Below are 26,680 nucleotides of genomic sequence, written 5' to 3'. Positions count from 1 at the left end.
CCCGCCTCAGCGAATGACCGGCTCGCCGTGAAACCGCCGGCGCGACGGCGGCGAGACGCCGAAGCCGACTTCCATCATCAGTCGTGGCGTGCGCGTCGGCACGGTACCCATATGGAAGCCGAACGGATCCTCGACAAAGCCGAGACCGGCCTGCCCCGTCAGCGTGACCGGGCTCTGCTCGCCATAGACGCCCAGCACCTCTTCCGCCGAATGGCCGACCAGAAGCGTCAGCTGATGCTTCAGGATGCGGCGGTTGTGGGAGCCGCGGACATAGACATGCGGCCCGGTGTCGTTGTCGACCGGCACCAGGTAGAAAAAGAACTTCAGCATGCGCCAGTCGTCGAGGTCGAAATGGTATTTGCCGAGCGAAGCCATGTTCTTGTCGGCGTCCGAGACGCCACCGGTCGGAAAGCTCCACCAGACGCGGGTGGTGATCAGCTTGGCCTGGCTGCCGAGATAGTGCGCTGCGATGTCGAGGAGTAGCGGATCGCGCTGCACGGCGACCGCAGCGTTGCAGTCGAGGACCCGCTCGAAATAGTGGCCGCTGAGCAGCGGGCGGCCGAAATGCTTTTCTGCATCGGCGTGTTTTTCGGGCAGGAATTCCAGCCGGCGGTCGAAATTGCCGAAGCATGGCGTGTGCTCGGCGAAGCGGGCGATCTCCTCATGGATGGCGGCTGGCAGCGTCAGGCCCGAATAGAGCCCCTCCGTCCGCAGCGCGCCGACGACGGCATCGCGATCGACGCCGGCGAACATCGTTTCACTGACATTGCGCGCCGGCCGAACCGGCTTCGCACCGCGCCAGTGCAGCCGCCGCGCCGGCATGGTGCGCGCCAGCATGAACATCGGCAGCCATGCCGGATTCTCGCGAAGGTCGGAAAGATAGGTCGGAATGCGGGCGGCGATGCGGCGCAGCGTACCGCCGTTGCGTGCGATCGCCTCGAGGCTTGCAGCGCCGGACTTGTCAGGGCTTGAAAGGGTCATCGGGGTCCTCAAATGTCGAGGGAACAGCATCGACGATAGTCGTCGTCGCCGCTCCGGCACACCCCAAACCCATTCGCCCGTATCGCTGGGAATGGTAACCCCCGGCCAGATTTTGTGCAATGCACAATAAACGACAACCCGCCAGAAAATTTGCTTGGGCGGCGTTTCCTAGGCCGGGATGGTAAGCCGTCACTTCCGCGGCGCCACCCAGATCTCGGCGTGGAGCCTTCTTGTCGCCAGGCCGCGGGCGATCGCTTCGGCGCTGCGGGCGCTCTTAGACAGCGCGGCGGCCTGACGCTTGCTGATCACCAAGCCTTCGGCGAGAGCGCGATTTCCGGCAAAGACCCGCGACAGGAACGGCGCGCGGCTGCCGCGTGCCCGCGAAAATCGCGCCGCCATGGTTTGCCTGGCCGTATGGGCGACGACCTCGTCGATCCAGCCCTCCCCCAGCCGCGCTCCCGGTTCCAGCAAAAGCAGCCAGTCGCCCTTGGCCTGCCTGATGCCGGCGGCGATGCCGCCGCTGACATAGTGGCAGCCGGCATGTTCGGCGACGCGGTGCGTCTGATCGGTCGAGCCGGTGTCGCAGACGAGAACGTCGCGCACCACGCCTTCGACCGCGCCGCCGATCAGCGAGGCGAGCGTGCGGGCGAGGCCCTCCTCGTCATTCAGGGTTTCGATCAGGACGCTAAGCATGTTTAGCCGAATAGCGGAAAGCGGTGGGCAGCGCCAGTTTTTGCGGCACGCCGCGAGAAAGTTCTTGCTTTGTTCCACTCGGTGCGATAGGAATACATTCATGAGCAGAGCGATTCGACAGCGGGCGGACAGTCCCTGGGAAAGGGCCAAAATGGAACAGATCGTGCGTGCCGACATTGCCGCCTTCGGCGCTGGCAGGGCCGAGATGGCGAATGCGATGATCGAGCAGAGCGGCATGCGCGTCCGCCCAGACCGCAATCGCGGCAGGTCGGCGGGCATCAATCCGTCCGGCCGTTTCGAGCCGGTCAGCCGGCATGTGTTCGACGACGGCTGGAATTCGCTGGAGGAGCTGCCGCCCTTCAAGACCGAGGTACAGGTCGAGAAGCCGCGCACCATCATCACCCGCAACGAATCGCCCGACATCTCCTTCGACCGCTCGATCAATCCCTATCGCGGCTGCGAACATGGCTGCGTCTATTGCTTCGCGCGGCCGACGCACAGCTTCATGGGCCTGTCGCCGGGGCTGGATTTCGAATCGAAGCTGTTTGCCAAGCCGGATGCGGCGCGGCTGCTCGACAAGGAATTGTCCAGGGATAATTACCAGCCGCGCACCATCGCCATCGGCACCAACACCGATCCCTACCAGCCGATCGAGAAGCAATACCGGATCATGCGCGAGATCCTCGAAGTGCTGGAGGCGCGTGGGCATCCGGTCGGCATCGTCACCAAGTCAGCGCTGGTGACACGCGACATCGACATTCTGTCACGCATGGCCGAACGCGGGCTGGCCAAGGTGGCACTGTCGGTGACGACATTGGACAGGATGCTGGCCAGAACGATGGAGCCGCGCGCGTCGACGCCGACCAAGCGGCTGGAGGCGATCAGGCAGCTTTCGGACGCCGGCATTCCGGCCTCGGTGATGGTCGCACCGATCATCCCCGGACTGACCGACCCGGAAATGGAGCGCATCCTCGATTCGGCGCAGGCAGCGGGCGCGCGTGAAGCGGGCTATGTGCTGCTGCGCCTGCCGCTGGAGGTCGCGCCGATCTTCAAGGACTGGCTGCTGCGCCACTATCCCGACCGCTATCGCCACGTCATGTCGCTGATCCGTTCGATGCGCGACGGCAAGGACTACGATTCGGAATGGGGCAAGCGCATGAAAGGCTCCGGCCCTTATGCCTGGCAGATCGGCCGCCGTTTCGAGATCGCCGCCAAACGGCTCGGCCTCAATGCCGAGCGGCGCTCGCTGAGGACCGACCGGTTCGTCCCCGCCGCCAAGGCAACCGAGCAGCTGATGCTGCTGTGACAAAGCGTCTCGTGCGAGCCGCTTGAAGCGGCCGGCAACAGGCGAAAAATCCCGTCCGGCCTGTCCTGTCCCCGGGCTTGCAGACGGTAGCCCCCTCCTGGTCCGGTGCCCCGCCCGACCCGGAGGGACTTGCGGAGAATCGGAGCCGATGCGAACCTCGCCGCACCATGGCTCGCCCGCGTTCCGATTCTCCGCTTCTCTTCGAAATCGTCGAGAAACCCGACTTCTCGTTCGAGACGAAGGCAATGGCCGAAGGCCTGTGGCCGGTGGCGGGGATGGACGAGGCCGGGCGCGGCCCGCTCGCCGGGCCGGTGGTCGCGGCAGCGGTGGTGCTCGATCCCGCCAACATCCCCGACGGGCTCGACGATTCCAAGCGCCTGACGCATTTGCAGCGGGAGGCGCTGTTCCTGAAGATCCTCGGCTCCGCGCTTGCCGTGTCGATGGCCTCGGTCAGCGCCGAAGGCATCGACGCCAGCAACATCCTCAAGGCCAGCCTGGAGGCAATGCGCCGTGCCTTGATCGGGCTGTCGATCCGGCCGAAGCTGGCGCTGGCGGACGGCCGCGACGTGCCGCCCGGCCTGCCCTGCGAGGGCAGAGCGCTTATCAAGGGCGACCAGCGCTCGCAGTCGATCGCCGCCGCCTCGATCGTCGCCAAGGTGATGCGCGACCGCATGATGTGCGGCTGCGGCAGCCATCATGCGCATTACGGCTTCGAGTTGCATATGGGCTACGCCACAGTGCGCCATCGCACGGCGATCGATCTGCACGGGCCAGTGGCACGGCTGCACCGCGCCTCCTTCGCGCCGTTCCGGTTCGGCGGCACCGAGGTGCTGGAGGAAGAGGGCCTTTCGGGCCTGGATTGAGCGAAAGCGGCTAGGCGTAATCTCCCCCCTCGAGGGGGAGATGGCCGGCAGGCCAGAGGGGGTCGCCTCGCGTGAAGCGCCAACCTTCTCTTTCGTCCCACATGGCGTCGCGCCAGGACGTACTGACCCCCTCTGTCGCCTTCGGCGACATCTCCCCCTCGAGAGGGGGGAGATTTGCGCTCAGCCGCTTTCGCTAACAAAAAAGCCGCCAGGTTTCCCAGGCGGCCTTCGATGAATTTCTCGACGACGTCGCTTAATTCAGCTTCGACTTCAAATCCTGCAGCGAGGCGTTGAAAAGGTCGGCGCCGGCCTTGGCGTCGATCTTGCCGGCCAGCAGCGCGCGCGCGGCTTCGACCGCGATGTCGACGGCGCTGGCGCGCACTTCGCCGATCGCCTCGCGCTCGGCCTGGCCGATCTTCTGCTCTGCCAAGGCGGTACGCCGGGCGACATAATCCTCGGTCTTCTTGTGCGCCTCGGCGGCGAGCATGTCGGCTTCGCGCTTGGCGGCGGCGACGATGGCCGCGGCCTCCTGCTCGGCTTCCTTGCGCTTGCGCTGATATTGGCCGAGCAACTGCTGGGCCTCTTCGCGCAACCGGCGCGCTTCCTCGAGTTCGCTGCTGATCTTGTCGGCACGGGCATCGAGCGCCTTGGCGATCATGCCCGGCACCTTGATGTAGATGGCAATGCCGAGGAAGATTATGAGGGCAACGGTTGCCCAAAGCGTCGCGAGAGATGTGGCGTCCATGATGCGCTCCTCACCCGGCCACGGATTTGACCGCGGCCGCGATCTCGGCCTTGCTGGCCTTGCCGCCGACCAGCGCCTCGACGATGGCCGAAGCGGTGTCCTCGGCGATCGTGCCGACTTCCTTCATGGCATTGGCCTTGATGGAAGATATGCGCGCCTCGGCCTCGCCAAGCTTCTGGTCGAGGGCGGCTTCGATCGTCTTGCGGGCAGCCTCGGCTTCCGCCTTGGCCGCATCGTTGGCCTGCTGGCCGATCGCATTGGCCTTGCCCTTGGCTTCCGCCAATTCCTGCTCATAGGCGGCAACGGCGGCATCGGCCTCGCCTTTCAGCCGGGCAGCATGATCGAGATCCTGCGTGATGCGGTCGTTGCGCACGTCGATGATGCCGCCGACGCGCGGCATCACTACCCGCTTCAAGAAGAGGTAGAACAGCCCGAAAGTGATTGCCAGCCACAGCAGCTGTGACGGGTACGTCGCCGGATTGAATGGCGGGAACGTGCCGTGCGCCTCGGCAGGCACGCCGGTGGCGGCGTGCGTTTCGCCTTCCGTTGCGGCGGGCGCGGACTCTTGCGCAAAGGCAGATGTCACGAACATGGACTATCCCCGAAATTCAGACCCGCCGCAGGATCGCGGCCGGCCTGTTCAATTCTTCCCAATGTTCAGCCGAACAAGTATTCAGCCGAACAGGGCGAGAAGCGCGATGAGAAGCGAGAAAATACCCAGCGCTTCGGTCACGGCGAAGCCGAAAATCAGGCGGCCGAACTGGCCGTCGGCGGCCGACGGGTTGCGCAGCGCGCCCGCCAGATAGCTGCCGAATATGTTGCCGAGGCCAATGCCCGCGCCGCCCATGCCGAGGCATGCGATGCCGGCGCCGATGTACTTTGCTGCTTCTGCGTCCATTTGTTCAACTCCTTTGGATCTAAAATTCCGTTGCAAATTCGATCCGGCGGCAATGCCGGAAACCTTGTTAGTGCCCGGGATGCAGGGCGTCGTTGAGATACATGCAAGTCAGCACGGCAAAGACGTAGGCCTGCAGGAACGCGACCAGCAGCTCCAGCGCCGTCAGCGCCACGGCCATCGCCAGCGGCAGAACCGAGCCCGCCACGCCGACCGCGCCGAGCGCGCTCAGGCTGACGACAAAGCCCGAGAACACTTTCAGCGTGATGTGACCGGCAAGCATGTTGGCGAACAGACGAACCGAGAGGCTGACCGGACGCGAGACGAAGGAAATCACCTCGATCAGCACCACCAGCGGCAGCAGGTAGACCGGCACGCCATGCGGGACGAACAGCTTCAGGAAGCCAAAGCCGTGCTTGGTGAAGCCGTAGACGACGACCGTTCCGATCACCAGCGCAGCGAGGCCGAAGGTGACGATGATGTGGCTGGTGATGGTGAAGAAATATGGGAACAGGCCAAGCAGGTTGGCGACAAGCACGAACATGAACAGCGAGAACACGAAGGGGAAGAACTTCATGCCTTGCGTGCCCGCGGCGTCCCTCAGCATATTGCCGACAAATTCATAGGCCATTTCCGAGACCGACTGAAGGCGGCCGGGAACGAGGCTGCGGCTCGACGTGCTGAGGTAGAGAAACGCCGATGCAACAGCAACCGTCGCAAGCATAAACAGAGCCGAATTGGTGAAAGACAGGTCGTAACCGCCGATGTGAATCGGAATGATCGGCTGAATCTGGAACTGGTGGATCGGATCGACCTTGTCAGCAGCCACTTTAAGTCCCCATCGAAGCCGCAGACGGCTTGAGTATCCTGTTCAATGCGCCGGCATGCGGCGCCTCAATTCATTCTTTCGGATCGCGCGGTTTGTCGCCCGTTCCGAATTCCGACACAAGCCCGGCTGAACGCAGGACATTGAGCACGCCGGCGCCAAAACCCAGCAACAGCCCGACTATCAGACCCCATGGCGATGTCCCCGCCACGCGATCGATAAACCAGCCGAGAGCCGCGCCGACCACTATCCCGGCGATGAACTCGCTGGACAGCTTGAGCGCCTGGCCGTACCCGGCCACACTGCCCGCTTTCGCGTCGTCTTTCCCCTCGAGCCGGTCCGGCCGCCTTGTCGCAAGCGATGCTTCAAGGTCGCGCCGACGGCGCTCAAGATCGTCGTCGCGGATGTCGGCTTCATGCTGCTTGCCGCGGCCGGTTTTTCCGGTTCCGTCTGGCCCATTCTTGTCGGCCACGCAACCCCCCTGCCCGGTCAGACCGTCACCGTCCGTCCGTTTCTTAAAGTCGCCGGCAACATAGTTAGAGGGTCCGCGCCCGTCAAGCCACGAGCGGACGTTCAAGCTCAAGTATTTTTTCGTTATAAATCAGCTACTTGCTTGGGTGCGACATCGTGCCCGACGCGGTCTCTGGCGGGCTGCGGCCGAATCCCCACGACGACGGGTCTTCGATCGGCCGCTCTCCCGCGAAAGATGCAAGGGCTGCCCGAGCACTCAGCTCCAGCCGCCGCCATAGGTGCGGTAGAAGATATGCAGGCCGATCCTGGTCATTTTCTTCATCGTCCTCGCCCAGCCCGGATGGACGTAGTTGGCGTAATAATGGGTCGACGAGCCGACTTCCGGAATGAATATCTTGCCGGCTGTGACGGCCATGGCGACATCCTGGGCGGTCTTGTAGGCGGCGGGATTGTCGATGCGCTTCTTCCTGCCGTCGCAGGCGAAGGAAAACTGGCAGCGGTTGAACCAGTTGTCGTTCTGGTAGACGACGCCGCAGATCGAGTTCGGATAGGCCGGGTTGCGGACGCGGTTGAGGATAACCTGGGCGACGGCGGCCTGGCCGCGCACGGATTCGCCGCGCGCCTCGAAATAGATGCCGTTGGCGAGACAGGCCTGCTCCGGTTTGGAAAAGACGCTCGCCGGCAGCGGCGTCTGCATCCAAGAATGATCGCCCTTGCTCAGCGGTGGAATGAAGCGGCCATCGTTCGGGTCCTCGTCCTGCAGCAAGGCCTCGAAAGGCGATGCCTTGGCATAGTCGGGAGCCGACGAGGCATAGGCGGTTGCCAGCACGTCGGGATGATCGTTGTTGACCAGCGCGGCAAGCATCGCCGGCACGCCGGGATCCGGCTTCTTGTCGACGCGCGTGTGGAAGGCGGCGGCGATCTGGATTTCCTTGCCTTTGATCTCGGGCTTGGCGAAAGCCATCCTCAGGCCGCTGTCCATGCTTGGGCGGAGCAGTGAGGAGGTGCGCTCGAAGATCGAGCCGGCGTTGAAGTTCTTCGGCGGCGAGACGGGCGAGACCTGGATGATGCGGCCCTTCTTGTCGGCACGCGTGATACGGTTCTCGTCCGGCGTCGTGCCGGCGATGCCGCCCTTGCCGCGAAACGAGACGGAGCCGATGCCGGGCAGTTGGACGCCGGAGCCGGAGAGCGAGCCGGTGCTGCTGGAATCGAGGAAGGGCATTTCGGCGGCGTGAACGGAGCCGGCGACGGACTTCTCGACATAGGCGTTCCAGCGGACGCTCGGCGCCTCAAGGCCGGAGACCAGGCTTGTCATGTCCTGATAGGCAGCGACCGTCGGAAAGCCGATCCAGATGCCAAGGCCAATAATAAACGGAGACAGGAAGGAACGTTTTTTGTCACCGGCGGCGGCGACAAGCCGCGTCAAAACACGTCGATGCACGGAACTCTCCAGAAACGCAACGGACCCCACTGGAGAGCTACAATGATGCATTAACCTTGATGGGGCGTTAACAGCTTAGAACGTTGTTTTCCCATCTCATGTCGAAGTCAGGCGCTTTTGCGGCCATCGCTTGACGGAAGAAAGATCGGCCAGGCGATCAGTGCGCAAATAGCCGCACCCAGCCAGACGCCTGCCCACGAGCAGAGCACGAGAAGTCCGGGAATGGCGATCGGCACCAGGAAGAAGGCAATAAAGACCAGGCTGTTGGCGAGGCCGAGCGCCGTTCCGGCCTGGCTCGCGCCGGCCAGCGTCGCAAGCTCGGTGTAGGCGACGCCATGCCAGGAGGAGACGCAAATGCCGGCCACGACCAGCATCGCGACGATCGCCGGCGACAGCATCGGCACTTGGCCTGACAAGAATTGGGCCGCCAACAAGACGAGCGCCGCAAGCACGGTGAAGGCGATCAGGCTCAACAGGCTGCACAGACGCAGAAACGACCGGCGGTTGCCGTGACGGTCGGTGTAGCGGCCGCTCCAGACGCGCATGACCATGGCGCCGACCTGCACGGTGGCGAGGCTGGCGCTGATCACGGCTGTTCCCATGCCGGCGAAATCATGCAGGAAGACGGAAGCAAAGGTGAGCACCGCCACCTGTGGAAAGCACAGCAGGCCGATGGCTGTTGCGATGCGCCAGACGGCCGGGTTGCGCAGCGGCGCCGGGCCGGCCGGCAATGCCGTGCTGCTCGAATTGGTATCGTCATGCACCGGTGGCTGATGCAGCCAGCGCCAGGCGAGAGAGGTCGAGACGGCGGATGCAGCCGCCAGAAGTCCGAAGACCGCCGTGAAGCCATGGGCCGAAGCGAGCGACGGCAGCACGAGCGCGCCAAGCCCGCCGCCAAGCGGCACCGCTGTCTGCCTGATGCTCATGGCAAAGCCGCGCTCGCCTTCGCCGAACCAGGCCATGATGGCACGGCCGCTGGAGCCGTTGACGCTGCCGCCGAGCAATCCGGTGACCAGCAGGGCAGCGGCGAGAAGCGCGATGCCAGGAATGTGGGCCGGTGACGGCACGATCAGCGCGGCCATGACAAGCAGCCAAACCGCGGTTGCGCCGAGCCCGGTCAGCAGCACGCGGCGGTCGCCCCAGCGATCGGTCAGCAGTCCCCACGGCAATTCGCTCAGCGCTACGCCCAGGCCGAGAAGACCAAGCGCCATGCCGAGTTCGCCATTGGAGAGATGATAGCCCGAGCGCAGGAACACCGCCGTCGCCGGAATGCCGGAGAAGGTCGCGGAAAAGCAGGCATTGGCGGCGACGCCGATGCCCAGCACCTTCCAGCGATGATTGGCTCGAAGTGCCGCCGCTTCCGACGGGGCGGCAACGGCGCCTGGGCGAAGCGGTTTGCAATCTGGTCCTGTGGCGACAGCAGACATGGTTCAGCTCCTGCATGGGCTGGTTGCGTTCGGTCTTGACGCGCTGTCTCTATCGCCATAGCTTCGTCCTGAATATCAGGAAGTTTTTGACGTAATGTCCCAAATATCAGGATTATTGCCATGCGACGCGTGACATTCGATCTCGACGTCCTGCGCAGCTTCGTCACCGGTATGGAGTTGGGCAGCTTCGCCAAGGCCGCCGACCGGCTCGGCCGCTCGACCTCGGCAATCAGCGCACAATTGAAGAAACTGGAGGAGCAGGCGGCGACGCCGATCTTCCGCAAGTCGGGGCGCAGCCTGGCGCTGACCGAGGCAGGCGAGACCATGCTGGGCTATGCGCGGCGGCTGATCGAGCTCAACGACGAGGCCGCGTCCGCCATCCACGACGTCGAGCTGGAGGGCTGGGTGCGGCTTGGATTGCAGGAGGATTTCGGCGAGGCGGTCCTGCCGGAGGTGCTCGGGCGCTTCGCCCGCGCCCATCCCAAGGTCAAGATCGAAGCCAGGATCGCACGCAGCCACGAGCTTGCCGAACGGATCATTTCGGGCAGCCTCGATATCGCGCTTGCCTGGCACAATGGCGCGACGCTGCCCTACAGCCGGCATGTCGCCGACGTCCAGATGCGCTGGATCGGCCCGGCAAAACAGATCGAGACCAGCCTGCGCGATGGGGAGCCTTTGCCGCTGGTGGCGCTCGAAGCGCCGTGCCTGCTCCGCAGCGTGGCGACCGAAACCCTGGACCGCGCCGGTCTGGGATGGCGGATGGCCTTCTCCAGCCCGAGCCTTGGCGGTATCTGGGCAGCCGTCGCCGCCGGGCTCGGACTGACGATCCGCACCGATATCGGCCTGCCGGCCACCGTCAGGGCGATGACGCCGGGGATCGCCGGGCTGCCCGCTTTGCCCAAGATGGCGCTGTTCCTGCATCGCAAGGAGGCCGAGCCCGACCCGGTGGCGGCGCGGCTTGGCGACATCCTGCTGCAGGCGGCGCTGGAAGCGTTGCCGCAGACGCAAACAGCGCCTGTCCTGCGCAACGTGGCGTAGAGGAGAAGTGGCGCTCAGCGGCGCTTCTTTGCCTTGCTGGCGAATGGGTTGTCCGAGGTGCGCAAGGCGATGCGGATCGGCACGCCGGGCATGTCGAAAGCCTCGCGCAGGCTGTTCGAGAGATAGCGGACATAGGATTGCGGCATCGCGTCGGGCCGTGAGCAGGAGACGACGAAGCCCGGCGGCCGCGTCTTGGCCTGCGTGACATATTTGATCTTCAGCCGGCGTCCGGCGACGGCGGGCGGCGGGTGATGCGCCAGGATGCCTTCCAGCCAGCGGTTGAGCTTGCCGGTCGACACGCGGCTGTTCCAAACGCGATGCGTCCTGATGACAGCATCCATCAGCTTGTCGAGGCCACGCCCGGTCTCGGCCGAGACCGGCACCGCCTGCATGCCGCGCGCCTGCGGCAACAGCCGCTCGGTTTTTTCGCGCAGCTCGGCCAGCAACTCCTGGGGATGGTCGATAAGGTCCCATTTGTTGAAGGCGATCACCGGGGCACGGCCCTCGCGGATGATCAGGTCGGCGATCTGCAGATCCTGCTTCTCGAAGGGAATAGTCGCGTCGAGCACGATGATGACGATCTCGGCAAAGCGGATGGCGCGCAAGCCGTCCTGCACCGACATCACTTCGAGCTTTTCGTGGATCCTGGCCTTGCGGCGCATGCCGGCGGTGTCGAACAGTTTTAAGCGGCGGCCATGCCAGTCCCAGTCGACCGAGATGGAATCGCGGGTGATGCCGGCCTCGGGGCCGGTCAACAGCCGTTCCTCGCCGATCAGCGCGTTGATCAGCGTCGACTTGCCGGCGTTGGGACGGCCGACGACGGCGATGCGCATCGGCTTGGTGTCGTCATAGCTCGGCTCTGCGTCCGGGTCGGTGATGTCCTCGCCGATCAGCACCTCGCTGGCGGCGACCTCATCCTCGCCGGCCTCTTCGTCCTCGCCGAAGGCGCGCGCCTCGCCAAGTGCCGCGATCACCGCGTCGCGCAGATCGGGCAGGCCCTGGCCGTGTTCGGCCGAGACCGGGATCGGTTCGCCAAGGCCGAGCTCCCAGGCCTCCAGCATGCCGCCCTGGGCGCCGCGCGCCTCGGCCTTGTTGGCAACGACGACAACCGGCTTGCCGGACTTGCGCACGATCTCGGCGAACGTCTTGTCGTCGGGCATCAGCCCGGACTTGGCATCGATCGTAAAAAAGATCAGGTCGGCCTCGCGGATGGCGATCTCGGTCTGGGCGCGCATGCGGCCGGGCAGCGTCGAGGCAGCCGCATCCTCGAAGCCGGCGGTGTCGATGACGTCGAAATGCAGGTCGTAGAGCTTTGCGGCATGGACGCGGCGATCGCGTGTGACGCCGGGCGTATCGTCGACAAGCGCCAGCTTCCTTCCCACCAGCCGATTGAAAAGGGTCGATTTGCCGACGTTAGGCCGGCCGATGATGGCGACTTTGAAGGTCATGGACTATCACGACACGCCGCCCGAGCCGCGGATCAGCTCGGACATCAATGTCGCCCGCTCGCGCGTGTTGCGCGGGGCGCCGTCATCCGCGGCGATCTGGTCGAACAGCTTCAATGCATCCGCCGCCTTGCCTTCCTTCCAGGCGGCAAGGCCAAGCGCCTCGCGCGCCGTATGGCGCAGCGTGTTGGTGTCGGCGGTGAGCGCCTCGACGCGGCTGGAGACATCGGCGAAAGAGCCGTGGTCGACCAGAAGCAGCGCTGCCCTGAGACGAGCCATGTCGCGAATGCCGGAGGGGATCTTGGTGTCGGCGGCGACCTCGTCGAAATCCTTGACGGCGGCGTCGACGTCGCCCTTGTCCGCCTTGACGGTTGCCGCGCGCATGCGGGCGAGCAGCGGATAGGCGCCGTAGCCGTCCTTCTCCAACGCCTCCAGAGCGGCAAGCGCCTCGTCGTTCTTGCCGTCATTGGCAAGCTTGAGCGCCTGCGAAAAAGCATCGCCCGAGCGGTTGGCGCGGGTCTCGTCCCAATAGCGGTAGCCGACGACAGCAGCAGTGCCAAGCACCACCAGCACGGCCAGCACGAGCAAGGCGGGACCGAAACGGTCCCACAGCGCATGCGCCTGGTCGCGACGAATCTCTTCGTTGACTTCGCGGATAAAACTGTCGTCCGACATGATCAAAACCATTCATGCCCCGGGCGGGGCGGTTGATGAGCCCGCGTTTTAGCGAAATTTTGCCGGCATGGAAGGGGTTCGGCAGGAAAATCGCCTATTCACGAGGCAGTCGCCGCCAACGGCGGCCGACAGGTCGATCGTACCCGTGCCATATTTCACCGGTAGGCGTCGCTTCTACATTCCTTGACCCGGTCAGATGCCTTTGCCCCGTTTGTCCCGCGTTGTTGCGTTTTCCATTGCCGTGTTTGCTGCCGGCGCGGCTTGCGCCGACCCGCCGGCGCCGCCGGCAAAACCGAAGCAGATCGTCATCATCTCATTCGACAGCGCCCGCGACATTTCGCAGTGGCAGCGCAGCCGGGCGCTGGCCGCACGCACGGGTGCGCATTTCACCTATTTCGTCTCCTGCGTATTCCTGCTGTCGCCCGAGACGCGCAAGGAATACACCGCGCCCGGCAAGACAGAAGGCAAATCGAACATCGGCTTTGCCGCCTCCAAACAGGAAGTCGCCGAGCGGCTCGAGCAGATCAACCTCGCCGCCTCGGAAGGCCACGATATCGGCAGCCATGGCTGCGGCCATTTCGACGGCAAGGACTGGAGCAAAGCCGACTGGCTAAGCGAGTTCGGCTCGTTCAAGCATGTTCTCGAAAACGCCTATTCGATCAACGGCATTGCACCCGAACCAAAGGGCTGGCGCGATTTCGCAGGCAAGGCAGTGGTCGGCTTCCGCGCGCCTTATCTGTCGGCAAACAAGGCGCTCTACGAGGCGCTGCCTGCGGCCGGTTTCCTGCTCGACGCAAGCGGCGTCTCGCGTGGGCCGGTTGAGCCACCGACCGTCAGCGGCATCACGCGTTTTTCGCTGCCGCAGATCCCGGAAGGGCCGAGCTCAAGGCGGGTGATCGCCATGGACTACAATCTCTATGTCAGACATTCCGGCGGCTTCGAGCGGCCGAGCATGGCAGAAGAGTTCGCTGACCGGGCCTATCACGCGTTCCGCGCCGCCTTCGATGCGCAATACCGGGGCAAGCGCATTCCGCTGGAGCTCGGCTTCCACTTCACGCTGATGAACGACGGCGCCTACTGGAACGCGCTGGAACGCTTTGCCGGCGAGGTCTGCATCAAAGCGGACGTCGAGTGCATCAGTTTTCGCGATTATGTTGCGCGGCGCGGAGAAAGGCAGACGGCGGTGGGCGGCTGAGCCGCCCAGCGCCCTCCACCCGATTTTCTTAGCTTGCTGGCTGATCCTCAGGGCGCAGGCCAGCTTGCTCCCGTTCCAGATAGTGCTGATCGATTACCGGCAGCGGTGCCCCTTCAAGGGTCGCTTCGAACGCGCGCAGACGTTTGTAGATAGAAATCAACTCGACGATAGTAGGCCAGGAATTGACGAGATACTGGAACGAACTGGCGACTTGGGAAAAGGCGGAGACGACCTGCTGAAAAATGCCGAAGCTTATCTTGCCTACAGCGAGAGTCGGAACAAGAATAAGTGTGGCGAAAACATTGTCTACCTGGAGATAGAGATACCGGACCATGTCGAAGTAGACATAATGAGCGTAGAGGGTGAAATAGTTCTTCCGAACATTCGCGAACAGCTCAGCTAGGGTTGGCGGTTGCGCTCTTGCCATATCGTCCTCACCAAGGACAAGTTCCTTGCGCAGAGCGGCTTCAACCCGTTGATTCCGAAATTCCAGGCCAGGAAGCTTGACCCCGACCACGGCCAACAACCCAGTGCCGAACAACGACCACACGATTGCGGCGATGACCAGTGGATAGGGAATCGCTCCGACGATGGGAAGGGTTGGGACATGACGAGACAGAGCTGCCAGCAAGGGCAGGAATGCGATGAGGGTCATAACGGAATCGATGAAGTTCACTCCCAGCCCTTGCATTGTGCTCGAGAAGCGCATCGTGTCGTCCTGAACGCGCTGCGACGCCCCTTCGATATGACGTAGCCTCGGCCAATAGGCGGTAAAATAGTCGTTCATGGCCGTCCGCCAGCGGAAGACATAGTGCCTGACGAAGAAGACGTTCAAAACCGCGATGGTCATATAGACCAGCGCCAAAGAGAGGAACTGCCACACTCCGTAGTAAAGCTCGGCAGGCGTGACAGAGCCGGGCGTGGTCAGGGCCCTCTGCACCATGTCGTAGAACATGCCACGCCAATCGTTCAGCGCCACACTTATCTGGACGATGAAATTAGTGACAAAAACAACCAAACCAGAACCAAGGATCGACCAATTCTGCCAGGGATGGGGGGCGTACAGCGCCCAAAAAAGGTAAAATATGCCGATACCAGCGAAGAAATATCCGTAGAACCAGAGGAATGACGGCGTCAGGAATCTCACTGGGCTTATGACAGGCGCTGCCTGCGGATCGACTGGCGGCATGCCAAGCATCGTGCCGAGGTGTTCGCCGCCGAAAAACCAAAGAACAACGAGCAGAAGGCTCCAGACGGCCGCCGAGGTGAAAAACAGCTTCGGCTGCGGAAAAAACGATACAAACACTGTGGGAAAATCCTCGGTCGATGCGCAAATCAGCGGGTTCAGCGGGCATAAAGTCACACATTAGTGGGAAAGAAAATGCCCGCTACCCGACGCCCGGTGCCGAGCAAGACCATAATCATGGCGATTTTGGCGCAGCCGACCAGGCGATCGCGCCGGAGGCTAGCAGGACGGCGGCGGCCACGATCGAGGCAAGGAAAAAGTTACCCGAGGCCTGCGCAAGCAGCCCGGCGACGATCGGGCCGATGATCTGGCCAAGGCCGAAGGCGGCCGTCATTACCGCCAGCATCCGGCGTGGTGCTTGCGGAGCAAGCTGCCTGCCGGCCTGCAGGCCAAGCGCGGTGATGGCAATGAAGGTGCCGCCGACAAGAAGGCCGCCGAGCAGCGGCCCGGTGCACCCGCCCATGACGACACTGGCGCTGACGCCGACCACCTCGACCAGGCACCCCAAGGCGTAGGTGGCATAGAGCCCGATTTTAGCCGCGAGCTTCTGCCACAGCCAGACCGATGGGAAACCGGCAAGCCCGGTGACCATCCAGACCACGGCCTCGAAGACGCGGCCGCCGCCGCCCTGGCGGACGATGGCGACCAGGAACGTCGCCGTGACGATGTAGCCGAAGCCGAACAGGCCGTAGGCGACAATGATCTTCACCAGTGACGGGTTTTTTGGCAGTGCCGGCTCGCTCCCGGTGGTGCTGTTCGCGGCCGAGGTGCCGCCGGCCAGCAAGGCGACGGCGGCAAAGCCGCAGGCCGAAATCACCGCGGACCACAGCCAGCCCGCCGCCCAGCCGGCATGTTCGGTGACGAGGACTGCCAACAGCGCCGAGGACGCGGTGATGCCGAGGCCGACACCGCCGAAATACAGCGCCTGCAGGTCGTTTCGCCCCGTCGCGGCGAGATGGCCGAAAACGATGCTGGTCATGAAGACCAGGACAAAGGCGCTGGCGAGGCCGGCAAGAAAGCGGATGACGAGAAACGCGGCCATCGTGCCGCTCAGGCCCATCAGGCCGGCGAGGATCGCGGTGGCGGCAAGGCCGGCCAGCATCAGCTGGCGCTCGCGGCCTTGCGCCCAGCCGCCGGTAGCGGCAAGCGCGCCGACGAGGTAGCCGAGATAATTGGCCGATGCGATCCAGCCGGCATCGGCCGGCGACAGGCCGAGCTCTTCCATCATGCCGGGCAGGATCGGCGTATAGACGAAGCGGCCGATGCCCATGGCCACGGCCAGGGCGATCATGCCGGCGATTGCGAGGCGCAAAGGCGAAGCGATGTTCATCGCGGTGCACAATAGGTGCGCCTGCCGGTGAGACAATCCGCCTTTTATTGGGCCAGAAGGGCTGCGCAGCCTCGTCCGCGGCCGGCTCGCCTGAAGTGCCAGCAAGTCCTTGTTCAGCCGCAGCAGGTCCTTGGCGGGGCCGCCTCGAAGCGGGTACGACCCGCGGTCAGCCTGAACGGCATGTCGGCGAGCTCGCGCTCCGACATGGTGTCGAGCACCGGATGCGCCAGCGGATCGGTCACCCAGTTGATGGCCTCGCTGTCATGCCGGTGTGGCTGCGTTCCGATCGGGGAAAAGGCGCCGAGCCATGACAAAATCTTCATCAGATTGCCTCCTCACTCTGAGTAGCCCACTTAGAATCCGGCATTCGGCAGCGCCTGGCAATTGAGATTTCAGCCGGACGAGTTTAGATAAACTGTATGGCTATGCTGAACCGTGTCCATCTCAACGGCTTGCGCGCCGTCGAAGCCGTCGCGCGCCTGGGCTCGCTTGGGGCGGCGGCCGGCGAGCTCAACGTCTCGGTCAGCGCCGTCAGCCAGCAGATCAACCGGACCGAAAAGCAGCTCGCCCGGGCGCTGTTCGAACGAACGCCAGCCGGTCTGGTGGCGACGGAATTCGGCATCGTCTTTACCGCGCGGCTCAGCGCCGGGTTTCGCGAACTCGCACAGGCGATAGCGCTTGCCGATGAAAGCTCGGAGTGCACGCTGGTGGTTTCGGTGGCGCCGGCTTTCGCCTCGAAATGGCTGCTGCCGCGGCTGTCGCGGCATTTCGCCCGCCATCCGAACGTGCTCCTGCGCATCGATGCCTCGGTGCGGCTTGCCGATCTCGATCGCTCGGACATCGACGTCGCCATCCGGCTCGGCGACGGCAAATGGCCGGGCGGGCGGGCAGAATTGCTGCTGGCGCAGGAGGTGTTTCCGGTCTGTGCACCGGTGATCGCCAGCAAGCTGAAATCGATCGAGGACCTTGCTTTGACCTGTGCGATCACCGACGAAAGGTCGATGATCAGCTGGGAGAGCTGGTTCGAAGCGGCGGGGGTGGAGCCGGTCACCTTCATGAAGGGCGCGCGCTTCACCGATCCGATGCTGTGCCTGGAATCGGCGATTGCCGGTCACGGCGTCATGCTCGGCTGGCAGTTGCTGGCCGCCGACGCACTGGCCGACGGCCGGCTCGTCGCGCCGTTCGGCGTACGCGCGCAGAGCGGCCTCGGCTATTGGCTGGTGACTTCGGCCAGCAAGAGCGAAAGCCGCAAGGTCAGGGATTTCAAGATCTGGGTGCGCCAAGAGATCGAGGCGACGATGGCGCAGTTCAGGTCGCTCGAGAGTGCCAGCTAAACCTGCCGACATCATCACGGTGGAAAGGGCGGCAGCGCCGGTCTATGTAAGAAACAGTCCCCAATCACGACAGGCAGGATCATGACCACACATTCGCGCGGCGTTTCCGCAACCATCGACCCGGTAAAGCTCGACAGGCTGGCGGAGGTCGCCGTCAAGGTTGGGCTGCAATTGCAGCCGGGGCAGGATCTGGTGCTGACCTCGTCTATTGCAGCGCTGCCTTTGACGCGGCGGATCGTCGAGCACGCCTACAAGGCAGGTGCGGGCCTGGTGACGCCGATCTTCAACGATGACGAGATCACGCTGGCGCGCTTCCGCTACGGCGCCGACGCCGGCTTCGACCGCGCCGCCGGCTGGCTCTTTGAAGGCATGGCAAAAGCCTTCGCCAATAATGCGGCGAGGCTTGCCGTGCGCGGCGAGGATCCGTCGCTGCTTTCTTCTCAGGACCCGGCAAAGGTGGCGCGTGCCAACAAGGCGAATTCGATGGCTTACCAGCCGGCGCTGGAGAAGATCACCGGCTTCGATATCAACTGGAACATCGTCGCCTATCCCGATCAGGCCTGGGCCAAGCAGGTTTTCCCGGACGACGCCGAAGACGTCGCCGTGGCCAAGCTAGCCGACGCCATCTTTGCGGCCTCGCGGGTGGACGTCGAAGACCCGATCGGCAACTGGACGGCGCACAATGCGGCGTTGAAGAGCCGCACCGAATGGCTGAACGGCCACAATTTCCACGCACTGCATTTCACCGGCCCCGGCACCGACCTGACCGTCGGACTGGCCGAAGGCCACGAGTGGATGGGTGGTGCCTCGACCGCCAAGAACGGCATCACCTGCAACCCCAACATCCCGACCGAAGAGGTTTTCACCACGCCGCATGCAAGGCGCGTCGAGGGTCATGTCACCAGCACCAAGCCGCTGTCCTACCAGGGCACGCTGATCGACGGCATTGCGGTGCGTTTCGAGGCGGGGCGCATTGTCGAGGCCAAGGCCACGAAGGGCGAGGATGTGCTGCAAAAGGTGCTGGACACCGACGAAGGCTCGCGCCGTCTCGGCGAGGTGGCGCTGGTGCCGCATTCCTCGCCGATCGCCAAGAGCGGGCTGCTGTTTTTCAACACGCTGTTCGACGAGAACGCCGCCTGCCACATTGCGCTCGGCCAGTGCTACTCGAAGTGCTTCGTCGACGGCGCCTCGCTCAGCCAGGACGAGATCGCGGCGCGCGGCGGCAACAAGAGTTTCATCCACATCGACTGGATGATCGGCTCCGACAAGATCGACATAGACGGCATCCACAAGGACGGCAGCCGCGTGCCGGTGATGCGCAAGGGCGAGTGGGTTTAGGCCCGGGATCGCTAAGCGAAGGCCAGCAAGCATCGGCGCCTGCTGGCCCATGCGGAGTTGGCAATGGAGCTCGCGGTCAAGCGCATCTATGAGCCGCCGGCGCCCGATGACGGGCAGCGGGTGCTCGTCGATCGCATATGGCCGCGCGGCATCGCCAAGCAGGACGCGGCGCTGACGGCCTGGCTAAAGGACATCGCGCCAAGCGACGCGTTGCGCAAATGGTTCGGCCATGAGCCGGCGCGCTGGGCGGAGTTCCAGCGGCGATACCGCGATGAGCTTGAACGGAACGGCGAGGCGGTGGCGGAACTGCGCGCCTTGCTCCGTGAAGGCAAGGTGACGCTGCTCTACGGCGCCCATGACGAGGCGCACAACAATGCGGTGGCACTGGCTAGCTATTTGCGTGAGAACAATTAGTCACGCCGGCGGGACAGCACCCCTCTCTGTCCTGCCGGACATCTCCCCCTCGTGGGCCCCCAAGGGGGGAGATTGGCAGCTTCGCCGAAAGCGCCCTTCTTTGGAGACTAGCGAACGCCGAAGTGACATCCAATCACCCCACTAGAGTGGGAGATGTCCGGCAGGACAGAGGGGGCGCGACGGATCGCGGCGGGTCGGTCCTATTTCCCACTCACCGCCTGCTGATAAACATCAGGCTTGAAGCCAACGAGAACCCTGTCGCCAAGTTCCAGCACCGGTCGCTTTATCATCGTCGGTTTGGCCAGCATCAGCGCCTTGGCCTTGTTCTCGTCCAGACCCAGTCTGTCCTCCTCCGACAGTTCGCGAAACGTCGTGCTCGCCTTGTTGAGCAGGATTTCCCAGCCGACCTTGCCTGACCAGCCGTTCAGCCGATCCGCGTCAAGCCCGTCTGCCCTGTAATCGTGAAAGCGATAGGCAACATCATGGCTCGCCAGCCAGGAACGCGCCTTCTTGACCGTATCGCAATTGGTGATGCCGTACATGGTGATCGTCAAAACGCTTCCTCGGATCGGTCGAATCTGATGGCACCCTAAAACCGTGCCTCTCACTTTTCCAGCTGCCTTGCCAGGCATCCGTGATTTTTGCGCTTGCCAATAGTAAGGAATTTTCCTAACTATTTTCCCGAGCTAATTTTGGTCACGCGGAATGGCCGAGGCAAGGAAATGACCATGACGAGCCTGCAGACCGAAAGCCCCCCACCGATCGACGGCATTTTCCGTGCGCTCGCCGATCCGACCCGGCGGCGCGTGGTCGAGCGGCTGAACCGAAGCCCCGCCTCGGTCAGCGAGCTTGCCCAGCCGTTCGAGATGGCCCTGCCATCCTTCATCGAGCATCTCAGGGTTTTGGAAGGCTGCGGGCTGGTGCGTTCGGAGAAGGCCGGCCGCGTCAGGACCTACCGGCTTGCGCCGGAGCCGCTGAAGCTCGCGGAAAGCTGGCTGGCCGAGCAGCGTGAGCTGTGGGAGCGCCGTCTCGACCAGTTCGACGACTACGTGCTGAAACTCAAGGAGACAGACAGATGAATATGGTCGCGTTTTTTCAACCCGATCCGAAGCTCGACCTCGTGCTCGAACGGACGATCGAGGCGCCACGAGAACTGCTGTGGACGGCCTTGACGAAGCCCGAGCATGTCCGCCAATGGTTCACGCCGAAGCCGTGGATCATCACCGATTGCGAGATCGACCTGCGGCCCGGCGGTCTGTTCCGCACCCGCATGCAGTCGCCCGACGGCAAGGAGGTCAACGACAGGCGTTGCTGCTACCTCGAGATCGTCCAGAACGAGCGGCTGGTGTGGACCGATGCGCTGCTGCCCGGCTACCGGCCGTCAGGCGACCCATTCATCACAGCCGTCATATCGCTGCAATCGCAGGGCGAGGCGACGCGCTACACCGCGACCGCTATCCACCGCGACGAAGCCACGCGCAACAGCCACGAGGAGATGGGCTTTTACGACGGCTGGGGCACGGTGGCGGATCAGTTGGCGGGCTACGTCAAGACGATCTGAGGGGACCCTGGCTTGGCTCACATTGCGGCCACGGAATCGTCGTGGCCGTTCAACCGCCAGCGCCCGAGCTCTTCGTACCGGCCTTGCCGGATCAGACTGCGGATGAGCACAAAGTCACGTACGGTCCAGCTGATGGGTTCGATCGCCCGTTCTCGAACCCTTTGAACCCGCAATTTGTCACGAAGCAATGTAACATGAGGTTCAAAGGAGCTCCCCACAAAGGGCTTCAGCGGGCTGTCGGCGATCAGGGCGGTAAGATTGCGCCAGAACGCTTGCAGCGGCGGGACGCCGTCGCTGCCACGCAGCACCAACGCACCGCCGCCGAAAGCCGACAACCGATCGAACGACACCTCAAACGGTTCGCCTGGACCATCGAGGCGACGTGGCGGGCGATTTTGACCAATTCCTCCGGCAGTCCATCATAGTCGCCGAGCCCAATAAGCGAGATGTGCAGGCGTTCCGCCGGAAACACTTGCCCTCGCAATCCCGATTCTCGCCGCCAGACGGCGGCCCGGCGTGCAAGCGGCACGGCGATCGTACTTTCAAGAAGAATGGCGAAGAACAGCCGGTCATTCCAGCGCCGATCCAGCTCCTGCCAGTTGAACACGGCTTGGCCGTTTTCGGTGATCCTGAATGCGGGCAGCTCATTCATGTTCATTGCTCCTCTCAAAGCCATTCCCGCCCAGCCAAGCAGAATAGAACAAAAAGGGAACAAATCAAACGAAAATGATACGGGCGCCGGTACTGGCAGCACCAACGCTCGCAACCACATTTCGGTCGGCCGTATGTTGATGGCTCAGGCGCCGTCGCCGATGATGCCCTTGATCTCGAGGAAATCGTGGATCGCCCGGTCGGCGTATTCGCGGCCGTTGCCTAGCTGGACAGCATAGGGCAGTTGGCGCCACGGCGCAGGCTGATATGCGCCACGTCGCCGACGCTGAATTGAAAACCCTCCGCCCGGCGCGGCGCGTCGATCACCACCTGTGTCCCCTGCCCCAGCTCCGCATGAAGGCGCAAGGTGCGGCCGTGGAAGACGATGCTGTTCACCCGCACCGGTACAGTGCCGGCCGCCGCTTCGGTCGTCGCCAAAAAATCCTCTGGACGCACGCCGATGGTGCGCACCGTGCCCTCGCCAGGCAGTTCGCCCGTCTCCGAAACCGCTTCCAGCGGCAGGGCGCCGGCGGCGAACCGCAAGCGCTCGCCGTCACGGCCGACGAAGCGCGACTGCAGAAGGTTCATCGTGCCGATGAAGCTGGCAACGAATTTGGTGGCGGGCCGGTCGTAGAGGGTCGCCGGCGGCGCAATCTGCTCGATGCGGCCTTTGTTCATGACGACGATGCGATCAGAGATCGACAGCGCCTCGGTCTGGTCGTGCGTGACCATGACGAAAGTGGTGCCGAGGCGCGACTGCAGTCGCTTCAATTCGACCTGCATCTGTTCGCGCAGATGCGCATCGAGCGCCGACAACGGCTCGTCGAGCAGCAGCACGCGCGGTTCGCAGACGATGGCGCGGGCAAGCGCGACGCGCTGGCGCTGGCCACCCGACAATTCGGACACGCGGGCGCCGAGCTTTTCAGCAAGGCCGACCATGTCGAGCGCTGCGCCGACGCGCTTTGCCTGTTCGGCACCGGAGAGCTTGCGCAGCGACAAGCCGAAGCCGACATTTTCGGCGACGTTCATGTGCGGGAACAGCGCGTAGTCCTGGAATACGGTATTGACCGGACGGTCGAAGGGCCTGAGCGCACTGATGTCGCGGCCTTCGAGCAGAACCTTGCCGCTCGACGGGCTTTCGAAGCCGGCGATGACCCGCAGGCTGGTGGTCTTGCCGCAGCCGGATGGTCCGAGCAGGGTCAGGAACTCGCCGCGCGAAATATCGAGATCGACGGCATCGAGCCCGACGATGCTGCCGGGGAATATCTTGGAGACCTTGTCCAGCCGGACGAGTGGATCAGGTGCCATCGCGAACCTCGGACGGCTTGGTCGTGTTGACCCACAGGATCTGGCAGCGCTCGCTGCCCGGATTGCGGAAAGCATGCAGCAAGGTGCTCTTGAAGGCGAAGCTGTCGCCGGCCTTCAGGCCGTATCTGGTCGAATCGACCACCAGCTCGACCTCGCCCGAAAGGACGAACCCGAATTCATGGCCGGCATGGGCGTAGGCTTCGGCGGTGCCGCCACCGGCCTCCACCGTCACCAGCATGCCGGTCAGCGCAGCAGCCGGCGGCGACAGCAGCGACTTGGCGATGCCTTCCGACTTGACCGGGATCTGACGCCGGCTGTTGGCGCGCACACAATAAAGATCGTTGCCGGCGTCGTTGCCGTCGGCGATCAGCGCGGACGGCTCGATGTCGAGGGCGGCGGCGAGCGGCCAGATCACTCGGACCCGCAATGACGACATGCCGCGCTCGATCTGGCTCAGCGCTCCGATCGAGACGCCGGCTTTGGCTGCAAGTTCGGCCAGCGAGAGATTACGCTCCAGCCTGAGCGCCCGCACGCGCCGGCCGACCCTGACGTCGGCGTCGTCCTTCGGCTTCTCAGCCGCTTCGTCCAGCATGTCCATCCATTCGTCCTTTTTGCCAACGCTTTCCCTTCCCCTTGCGGGAGAAGGAAGAAGCAGGCTCAGCCGCCCGCCTTGACCTTCTCGAACACCTTGGCGAGTTCATCATTCTGTTTCATCGGCCCGGTGAAGATGGTGGTCTTCAACATCACTTCCGGATCGGACGGCAGCTGCAATTTCTCCAGCTCCTCCTTCGGCACGGCAGCGAAAGCCGAGCTGGTCGAGCTGCCATAGCCATAGGCCTGGATCAGGTATTTGCCCGAGTCCGTTTCCAGCCGGCTGTTGATGAAGTCATAGGCGAGGTCGACGTTCTTGGCGTCCTTGAGCATGACGAAACCGCAAGCCCAGGTAAGCATGCCTTCCTTCGGCTTCATGAACTCGACAGGCACGCCTTGCTTCTTCAGCGACGTGGCCGAGGCATTCCAGGTCATGGCGGCGACCAGCTGGCCGCTGGCCAGCGCCTGTTCGACCGATGTCATGTCTGTGGTGTAGTTTGAGAGCAGCGGGCGCTGCTCGCGCAGTTTCTCCGCAACCTTGTCCATCTGTTCCGCCGTCATGTCGAATGGATTGACGCCGGCAAGAAGGGCCGCCACCACCGGAGTGTCGTGGACGGCATCGATGGTCGCCATGCGCCCGGCATATTGCTTGTCCCAGAGCAGGTTCCAGCTCGCTTCCGGGTTCTTCACCAGATCGGTGCGGTAGAGAATCGAGGTGTTGCCCCAGTCCCACGGCACCATCCAGACCTTGCCGTCGCCGGCCTGCAGGTCGGGCAGGTTCTTGAAGACCGGGAAGATCGAATCCCAGTTCATGATGCGCTTGGTGTCGATCGGCTGCAGCAGGCCTTCCTTGTTCCAGCGCGCCACCTTGTCATAGCATGGGTGCGCGACATCGGGGCGGAAGCCGGCCTTGACCTTGGTGAAAGCGTCATCGTCGTCGCCGAACATCGAGGCTTCGACACCATCCGGGTGCGCGGCGAGGAAGCTCTTGTTGAAGTCGGGCAGCTCATAGCCCGACCAGGTGAAATATTGCAGCTTGTCGCCGGCAAAAGCGACAGTCGACGCAAGCGCCAGCGCGAAGGCGGCCAGTCCGGTTTTCGCTGTCTTTGTCGTTATCGATTTCAGGTCGAATGCCATTGCAGTTCTCCTCTTTCGGTTTCTTCTGGTTTTGACAGGCTGGCGGTCGCTGGCCGCTGAGCGGCGGCAAGCCCGCGATGGCGCAGGATTTCGGCGAGTGCGGCGGTGACGAAGGACACGGCCAAGATCGCCGTGCCCAGCGCCATGACGGTCGGCAGCGATTTCGGGAAGCGCAGCTGGCTCCAGATATAAAGCGGCAGCGTCGGCTCGGTACCGGCAAGGAAGAAGGCGACGATGAACTCGTCGAACGAGGTCAGGAAGGCCAGCATGAACGCCGAGATAATGGCGGGCAGGCTGAGTGGCAGCATCACCCGCCTGAAGGTCGTCCAGTCGGAGGCGCCGAGGTCGAGCGCTGCCTCACGGATGGTCTTCGGGATGGCGGCGAAGCGGCTGCGCATGACCACCACCGTCGCCGGCAGCGCCACCAATATGTGGCCGAGCACAATGGCAATGCGCGACGGCCCAAAGCCGGCGAGGTTGACGAGGATGAGCAGCGATATGCCGACGATGACCCCTGGGATCAGGATCGGCAGCCGCGCTATGGCACTGATGGTGGCGGCCAGCGGCGAGCGTCCGTAGAGGTCCATGTAGGACACCGTGATGCCACAGAGCGTGGCGCCGGTGGCGGCAATGGCGCCGATGACGAGGCTGTTGGCGAGCGCACCGGACAGCGCCGAATTGCCTAACAGCGTGCCGTACCATTCAAGCGTAAAGCCTTGCAGGGGAAATGCCGCCTGGACGGAATTGTTGAAGGAAAACAGCGGGATCAGCAATATCGGCAAATACAGGAACACCAGATAGGCAAGGACATAGGCACCGAGCCAGCCGCCGCCCTGCCTTGCATCGATACGCGCTGTGTTCATGTGCGGCTGCGGTATCGGCGGTCGGCGAAGCGCACCACCAGCACCACGGCGAGAATGACAAGCATGACGGCGACGGCGAGTGCGGCGCCGAACGGCCAGTCATTGGCCTTGCCGAACTCGGCCTGGATCAGTGTGCCGATCATCGTGCTGGCAGGGCCGCCGACCAGCGCCGGGGTGACGTAGTCGCCGACGGTCGGCACAAAAACGACGAGGGCCGCAGCCAGCACGCCGGGCATCGAATTGGGCAGCACGACGCGGCGGAAGCTGGTGAACGGTTTTGCGCCGAGATCGGAAGCGGCTTCGAGCAGCGATTTCGGGATCGTGTCCAGCGCCACGTAGATGGGCAGGATAGCGAATGGCGCATAAGCGTGGGCGAGCGTGACGACGACTGCTGCCGGCGTATTCAAGAACGCCAATGTCGGCTCCGACCAGATGCCGCTTTCAATCAGCGCCGAGTTCAGCACGCCATTATAGGCAAGCACGATCTTCCAGGCGAAGACGCGCAGGAGATAGCTGGTCCAGAACGGCAGGGTCAGCAGGAACAGCAGCAGCCCACGCCGCCGCCCGGCATGGAAAGCCAGATAATAGGCGACGGGATAGGCGGTGACGACGGTTGCGAGCGCGACCAGGCCGGCGATGCCCAGCGAGCGCAGCGTCACCGTCCAGTACAGTGGATCGGTGGCCACAGTGACGAAATTCGCAAGGGTAAAACCAGCCCCCAGCAGCGAGCCGTCATTGCCGCGGAAGGCAAGGAAGAACACCAAGCCAAGGGCGAAAAGGATCAGCAGAAAGGTGACCAGCCCGCCGGGCAGCAGCATAGCGAAACGGAAGCCTGGCGAAGACCGGGTTTCCGGCAGCGGCTGCGTTGCGGCAATGGTCGACATTGACTGTCCGTCGAAATTTGAA

The 26,680-nt window shown here is 63.6% G+C and carries 31 protein-coding genes; 9 read left to right on the top strand and 22 right to left on the bottom strand.

Translation table 11 applies throughout. From position 1 onward, the window contains the following. Window positions 1-6: 6 nt before the first annotated feature. Window positions 7-981, bottom strand: a complete 975-nt coding sequence (locus tag X760_RS42750; protein ID WP_023716859.1) for a hypothetical protein — start codon at window positions 979-981, stop codon at window positions 7-9. A gap of 189 nt (window positions 982-1,170) precedes the next feature. Next, a complete protein-coding gene (locus X760_RS42745; protein WP_023716858.1) occupies window positions 1,171-1,674 on the bottom strand; it encodes a glycosyltransferase in 504 nt (167 codons plus the stop codon). Window positions 1,675-1,825: 151 nt separating this feature from the next. Here X760_RS42745 and X760_RS42740 point away from each other — a divergent pair, with 151 nt between their 5' ends. Together X760_RS42740 and X760_RS42735 are read left to right on the top strand one after the other, a co-directional pair. Continuing rightward, window positions 1,826-2,980, top strand: coding sequence for a PA0069 family radical SAM protein (locus X760_RS42740; protein WP_023716857.1), 1,155 nt, complete (start codon window positions 1,826-1,828; stop codon window positions 2,978-2,980). 167 nt (window positions 2,981-3,147) lie between these two features. Beyond that, the gene (locus X760_RS42735) at window positions 3,148-3,843 is read left to right on the top strand and encodes a ribonuclease HII (protein ID WP_023716856.1); all 696 of its coding nucleotides are present in this window, start codon (window positions 3,148-3,150) and stop codon (window positions 3,841-3,843) included. A 253-nt stretch (window positions 3,844-4,096) separates the two neighbouring features. On the opposite strand, the gene X760_RS42730 is transcribed toward X760_RS42735, so the two are convergent. The 7 genes from X760_RS42730 to X760_RS42700 all read right to left on the bottom strand — a co-directional run bounded on the left by X760_RS42730 (window position 4,097) and on the right by X760_RS42700 (window position 9,648). Next, entirely contained in the window at window positions 4,097-4,588 is a 492-nt protein-coding gene (locus tag X760_RS42730) for a F0F1 ATP synthase subunit B (protein ID WP_023716855.1), read from the bottom strand. Window positions 4,589-4,598: 10 nt separating this feature from the next. Then, window positions 4,599-5,180, bottom strand: a complete 582-nt coding sequence (locus X760_RS42725) for a F0F1 ATP synthase subunit B (protein WP_023716854.1) — start codon at window positions 5,178-5,180, stop codon at window positions 4,599-4,601. An 81-nt stretch (window positions 5,181-5,261) separates the two neighbouring features. Then, window positions 5,262-5,486, bottom strand: a complete 225-nt coding sequence (locus X760_RS42720; RefSeq protein ID WP_006206606.1) for a F0F1 ATP synthase subunit C — start codon at window positions 5,484-5,486, stop codon at window positions 5,262-5,264. A 67-nt stretch (window positions 5,487-5,553) separates the two neighbouring features. Beyond that, window positions 5,554-6,312: a F0F1 ATP synthase subunit A gene (locus X760_RS42715; RefSeq protein WP_023716853.1), complete on the bottom strand. Its 759-nt coding sequence runs from the start codon at window positions 6,310-6,312 to the stop codon at window positions 5,554-5,556. A 70-nt stretch (window positions 6,313-6,382) separates the two neighbouring features. After that, the gene (locus tag X760_RS42710; protein WP_023716852.1) at window positions 6,383-6,781 is read right to left on the bottom strand and encodes an AtpZ/AtpI family protein; all 399 of its coding nucleotides are present in this window, start codon (window positions 6,779-6,781) and stop codon (window positions 6,383-6,385) included. Window positions 6,782-7,036: 255 nt separating this feature from the next. Next, window positions 7,037-8,221 carry a cell wall hydrolase gene (locus X760_RS42705; protein ID WP_023716851.1) on the bottom strand — a complete coding sequence of 395 codons (1,185 nt, stop codon included), beginning with the start codon at window positions 8,219-8,221 and terminating at the stop codon, window positions 7,037-7,039. A 107-nt stretch (window positions 8,222-8,328) separates the two neighbouring features. Beyond that, window positions 8,329-9,648, bottom strand: a complete 1,320-nt coding sequence (locus X760_RS42700) for an MFS transporter (RefSeq protein WP_023716850.1) — start codon at window positions 9,646-9,648, stop codon at window positions 8,329-8,331. Window positions 9,649-9,768: 120 nt separating this feature from the next. Here X760_RS42700 and X760_RS42695 point away from each other — a divergent pair, with 120 nt between their 5' ends. Further along, window positions 9,769-10,686, top strand: a complete 918-nt coding sequence (locus tag X760_RS42695) for a LysR substrate-binding domain-containing protein (RefSeq protein ID WP_023716849.1) — start codon at window positions 9,769-9,771, stop codon at window positions 10,684-10,686. 14 nt (window positions 10,687-10,700) lie between these two features. On the opposite strand, the gene der is transcribed toward X760_RS42695, so the two are convergent. Continuing rightward, a complete protein-coding gene (gene der, locus X760_RS42690) occupies window positions 10,701-12,134 on the bottom strand; it encodes a ribosome biogenesis GTPase Der (RefSeq protein WP_023716848.1) in 1,434 nt (477 codons plus the stop codon). Between the two features lie 6 nt (window positions 12,135-12,140). Further along, window positions 12,141-12,806 carry a tetratricopeptide repeat protein gene (locus tag X760_RS42685; protein WP_023674063.1) on the bottom strand — a complete coding sequence of 222 codons (666 nt, stop codon included), beginning with the start codon at window positions 12,804-12,806 and terminating at the stop codon, window positions 12,141-12,143. Window positions 12,807-13,008: 202 nt separating this feature from the next. Here X760_RS42685 and X760_RS42680 point away from each other — a divergent pair, with 202 nt between their 5' ends. Beyond that, on the top strand, window positions 13,009-14,001 hold the full coding sequence (locus X760_RS42680) for a polysaccharide deacetylase family protein (protein WP_023716847.1): 993 nt from the start codon (window positions 13,009-13,011) through the stop codon (window positions 13,999-14,001). A gap of 28 nt (window positions 14,002-14,029) precedes the next feature. On the opposite strand, the gene sbmA is transcribed toward X760_RS42680, so the two are convergent. From sbmA to X760_RS42665, 3 genes are all read right to left on the bottom strand, one after another. Beyond that, window positions 14,030-15,307: a peptide antibiotic transporter SbmA gene (gene sbmA, locus X760_RS42675; protein ID WP_023716846.1), complete on the bottom strand. Its 1,278-nt coding sequence runs from the start codon at window positions 15,305-15,307 to the stop codon at window positions 14,030-14,032. A gap of 115 nt (window positions 15,308-15,422) precedes the next feature. Next, window positions 15,423-16,577 carry a YbfB/YjiJ family MFS transporter gene (locus tag X760_RS42670; RefSeq protein WP_031193349.1) on the bottom strand — a complete coding sequence of 385 codons (1,155 nt, stop codon included), beginning with the start codon at window positions 16,575-16,577 and terminating at the stop codon, window positions 15,423-15,425. A 113-nt stretch (window positions 16,578-16,690) separates the two neighbouring features. Beyond that, window positions 16,691-16,900: a hypothetical protein gene (locus X760_RS42665; RefSeq protein ID WP_036244137.1), complete on the bottom strand. Its 210-nt coding sequence runs from the start codon at window positions 16,898-16,900 to the stop codon at window positions 16,691-16,693. A gap of 96 nt (window positions 16,901-16,996) precedes the next feature. Between X760_RS42665 and X760_RS42660 the strand changes: the two genes are divergently transcribed. From X760_RS42660 to X760_RS42650, 3 genes are all read left to right on the top strand, one after another. After that, a complete protein-coding gene (locus X760_RS42660; protein ID WP_023716843.1) occupies window positions 16,997-17,911 on the top strand; it encodes a LysR substrate-binding domain-containing protein in 915 nt (304 codons plus the stop codon). Window positions 17,912-17,992: 81 nt separating this feature from the next. Beyond that, entirely contained in the window at window positions 17,993-19,249 is a 1,257-nt protein-coding gene (locus X760_RS42655) for an aminopeptidase (RefSeq protein ID WP_023716842.1), read from the top strand. Window positions 19,250-19,306: 57 nt separating this feature from the next. Further along, a complete protein-coding gene (locus X760_RS42650) occupies window positions 19,307-19,663 on the top strand; it encodes a DUF488 domain-containing protein (protein WP_023716841.1) in 357 nt (118 codons plus the stop codon). 200 nt (window positions 19,664-19,863) lie between these two features. Here X760_RS42650 and X760_RS42645 read toward each other — a convergent pair whose 3' ends face one another. Then, window positions 19,864-20,217 carry an ArsC family reductase gene (locus tag X760_RS42645; RefSeq protein ID WP_023716840.1) on the bottom strand — a complete coding sequence of 118 codons (354 nt, stop codon included), beginning with the start codon at window positions 20,215-20,217 and terminating at the stop codon, window positions 19,864-19,866. A gap of 174 nt (window positions 20,218-20,391) precedes the next feature. Here X760_RS42645 and X760_RS42640 point away from each other — a divergent pair, with 174 nt between their 5' ends. Together X760_RS42640 and X760_RS42635 are read left to right on the top strand one after the other, a co-directional pair. Then, entirely contained in the window at window positions 20,392-20,742 is a 351-nt protein-coding gene (locus X760_RS42640; protein ID WP_031193345.1) for a metalloregulator ArsR/SmtB family transcription factor, read from the top strand. 2 nt (window positions 20,743-20,744) lie between these two features. After that, complete coding sequence (locus tag X760_RS42635; RefSeq protein WP_023716838.1) at window positions 20,745-21,224, top strand: SRPBCC family protein; 480 nt, start codon at window positions 20,745-20,747, stop codon at window positions 21,222-21,224. A 17-nt stretch (window positions 21,225-21,241) separates the two neighbouring features. On the opposite strand, the gene X760_RS79025 is transcribed toward X760_RS42635, so the two are convergent. The 7 genes from X760_RS79025 to X760_RS42605 form a co-directional block, all read right to left on the bottom strand. Next, on the bottom strand, window positions 21,242-21,532 hold the full coding sequence (locus X760_RS79025) for a hypothetical protein (protein WP_348633201.1): 291 nt from the start codon (window positions 21,530-21,532) through the stop codon (window positions 21,242-21,244). Then, window positions 21,469-21,981 carry a hypothetical protein gene (locus tag X760_RS77745; protein ID WP_245278493.1) on the bottom strand — a complete coding sequence of 171 codons (513 nt, stop codon included), beginning with the start codon at window positions 21,979-21,981 and terminating at the stop codon, window positions 21,469-21,471. Before X760_RS77745 ends, X760_RS79025 begins: the two co-directional genes overlap by 64 nt. A 116-nt stretch (window positions 21,982-22,097) precedes the next feature. Further along, on the bottom strand, window positions 22,098-23,183 hold the full coding sequence (locus X760_RS42625) for an ABC transporter ATP-binding protein (RefSeq protein ID WP_023716836.1): 1,086 nt from the start codon (window positions 23,181-23,183) through the stop codon (window positions 22,098-22,100). Beyond that, window positions 23,173-23,781: a cupin domain-containing protein gene (locus X760_RS42620; protein ID WP_023716835.1), complete on the bottom strand. Its 609-nt coding sequence runs from the start codon at window positions 23,779-23,781 to the stop codon at window positions 23,173-23,175. The genes X760_RS42625 and X760_RS42620 overlap by 11 nt, the downstream gene beginning before the upstream one ends. A gap of 59 nt (window positions 23,782-23,840) precedes the next feature. After that, a complete protein-coding gene (locus X760_RS42615; RefSeq protein WP_023716834.1) occupies window positions 23,841-24,911 on the bottom strand; it encodes an ABC transporter substrate-binding protein in 1,071 nt (356 codons plus the stop codon). Then, the gene (locus tag X760_RS42610; RefSeq protein WP_023716833.1) at window positions 24,896-25,774 is read right to left on the bottom strand and encodes an ABC transporter permease; all 879 of its coding nucleotides are present in this window, start codon (window positions 25,772-25,774) and stop codon (window positions 24,896-24,898) included. Before X760_RS42610 ends, X760_RS42615 begins: the two co-directional genes overlap by 16 nt. Continuing rightward, window positions 25,771-26,658 carry an ABC transporter permease gene (locus X760_RS42605; protein ID WP_023716832.1) on the bottom strand — a complete coding sequence of 296 codons (888 nt, stop codon included), beginning with the start codon at window positions 26,656-26,658 and terminating at the stop codon, window positions 25,771-25,773. Before X760_RS42605 ends, X760_RS42610 begins: the two co-directional genes overlap by 4 nt. Window positions 26,659-26,680: the final 22 nt, after the last annotated feature.

It is taken from the genome of Mesorhizobium sp. LSHC420B00 (genome assembly GCF_000503055.1).
Taxonomy (GTDB): Bacteria; Pseudomonadota; Alphaproteobacteria; order Rhizobiales; family Rhizobiaceae; genus Mesorhizobium.
Note: the sequence above shows the minus strand (reverse complement) of the source record. Positions and strands in the feature narration are given on the sequence as shown.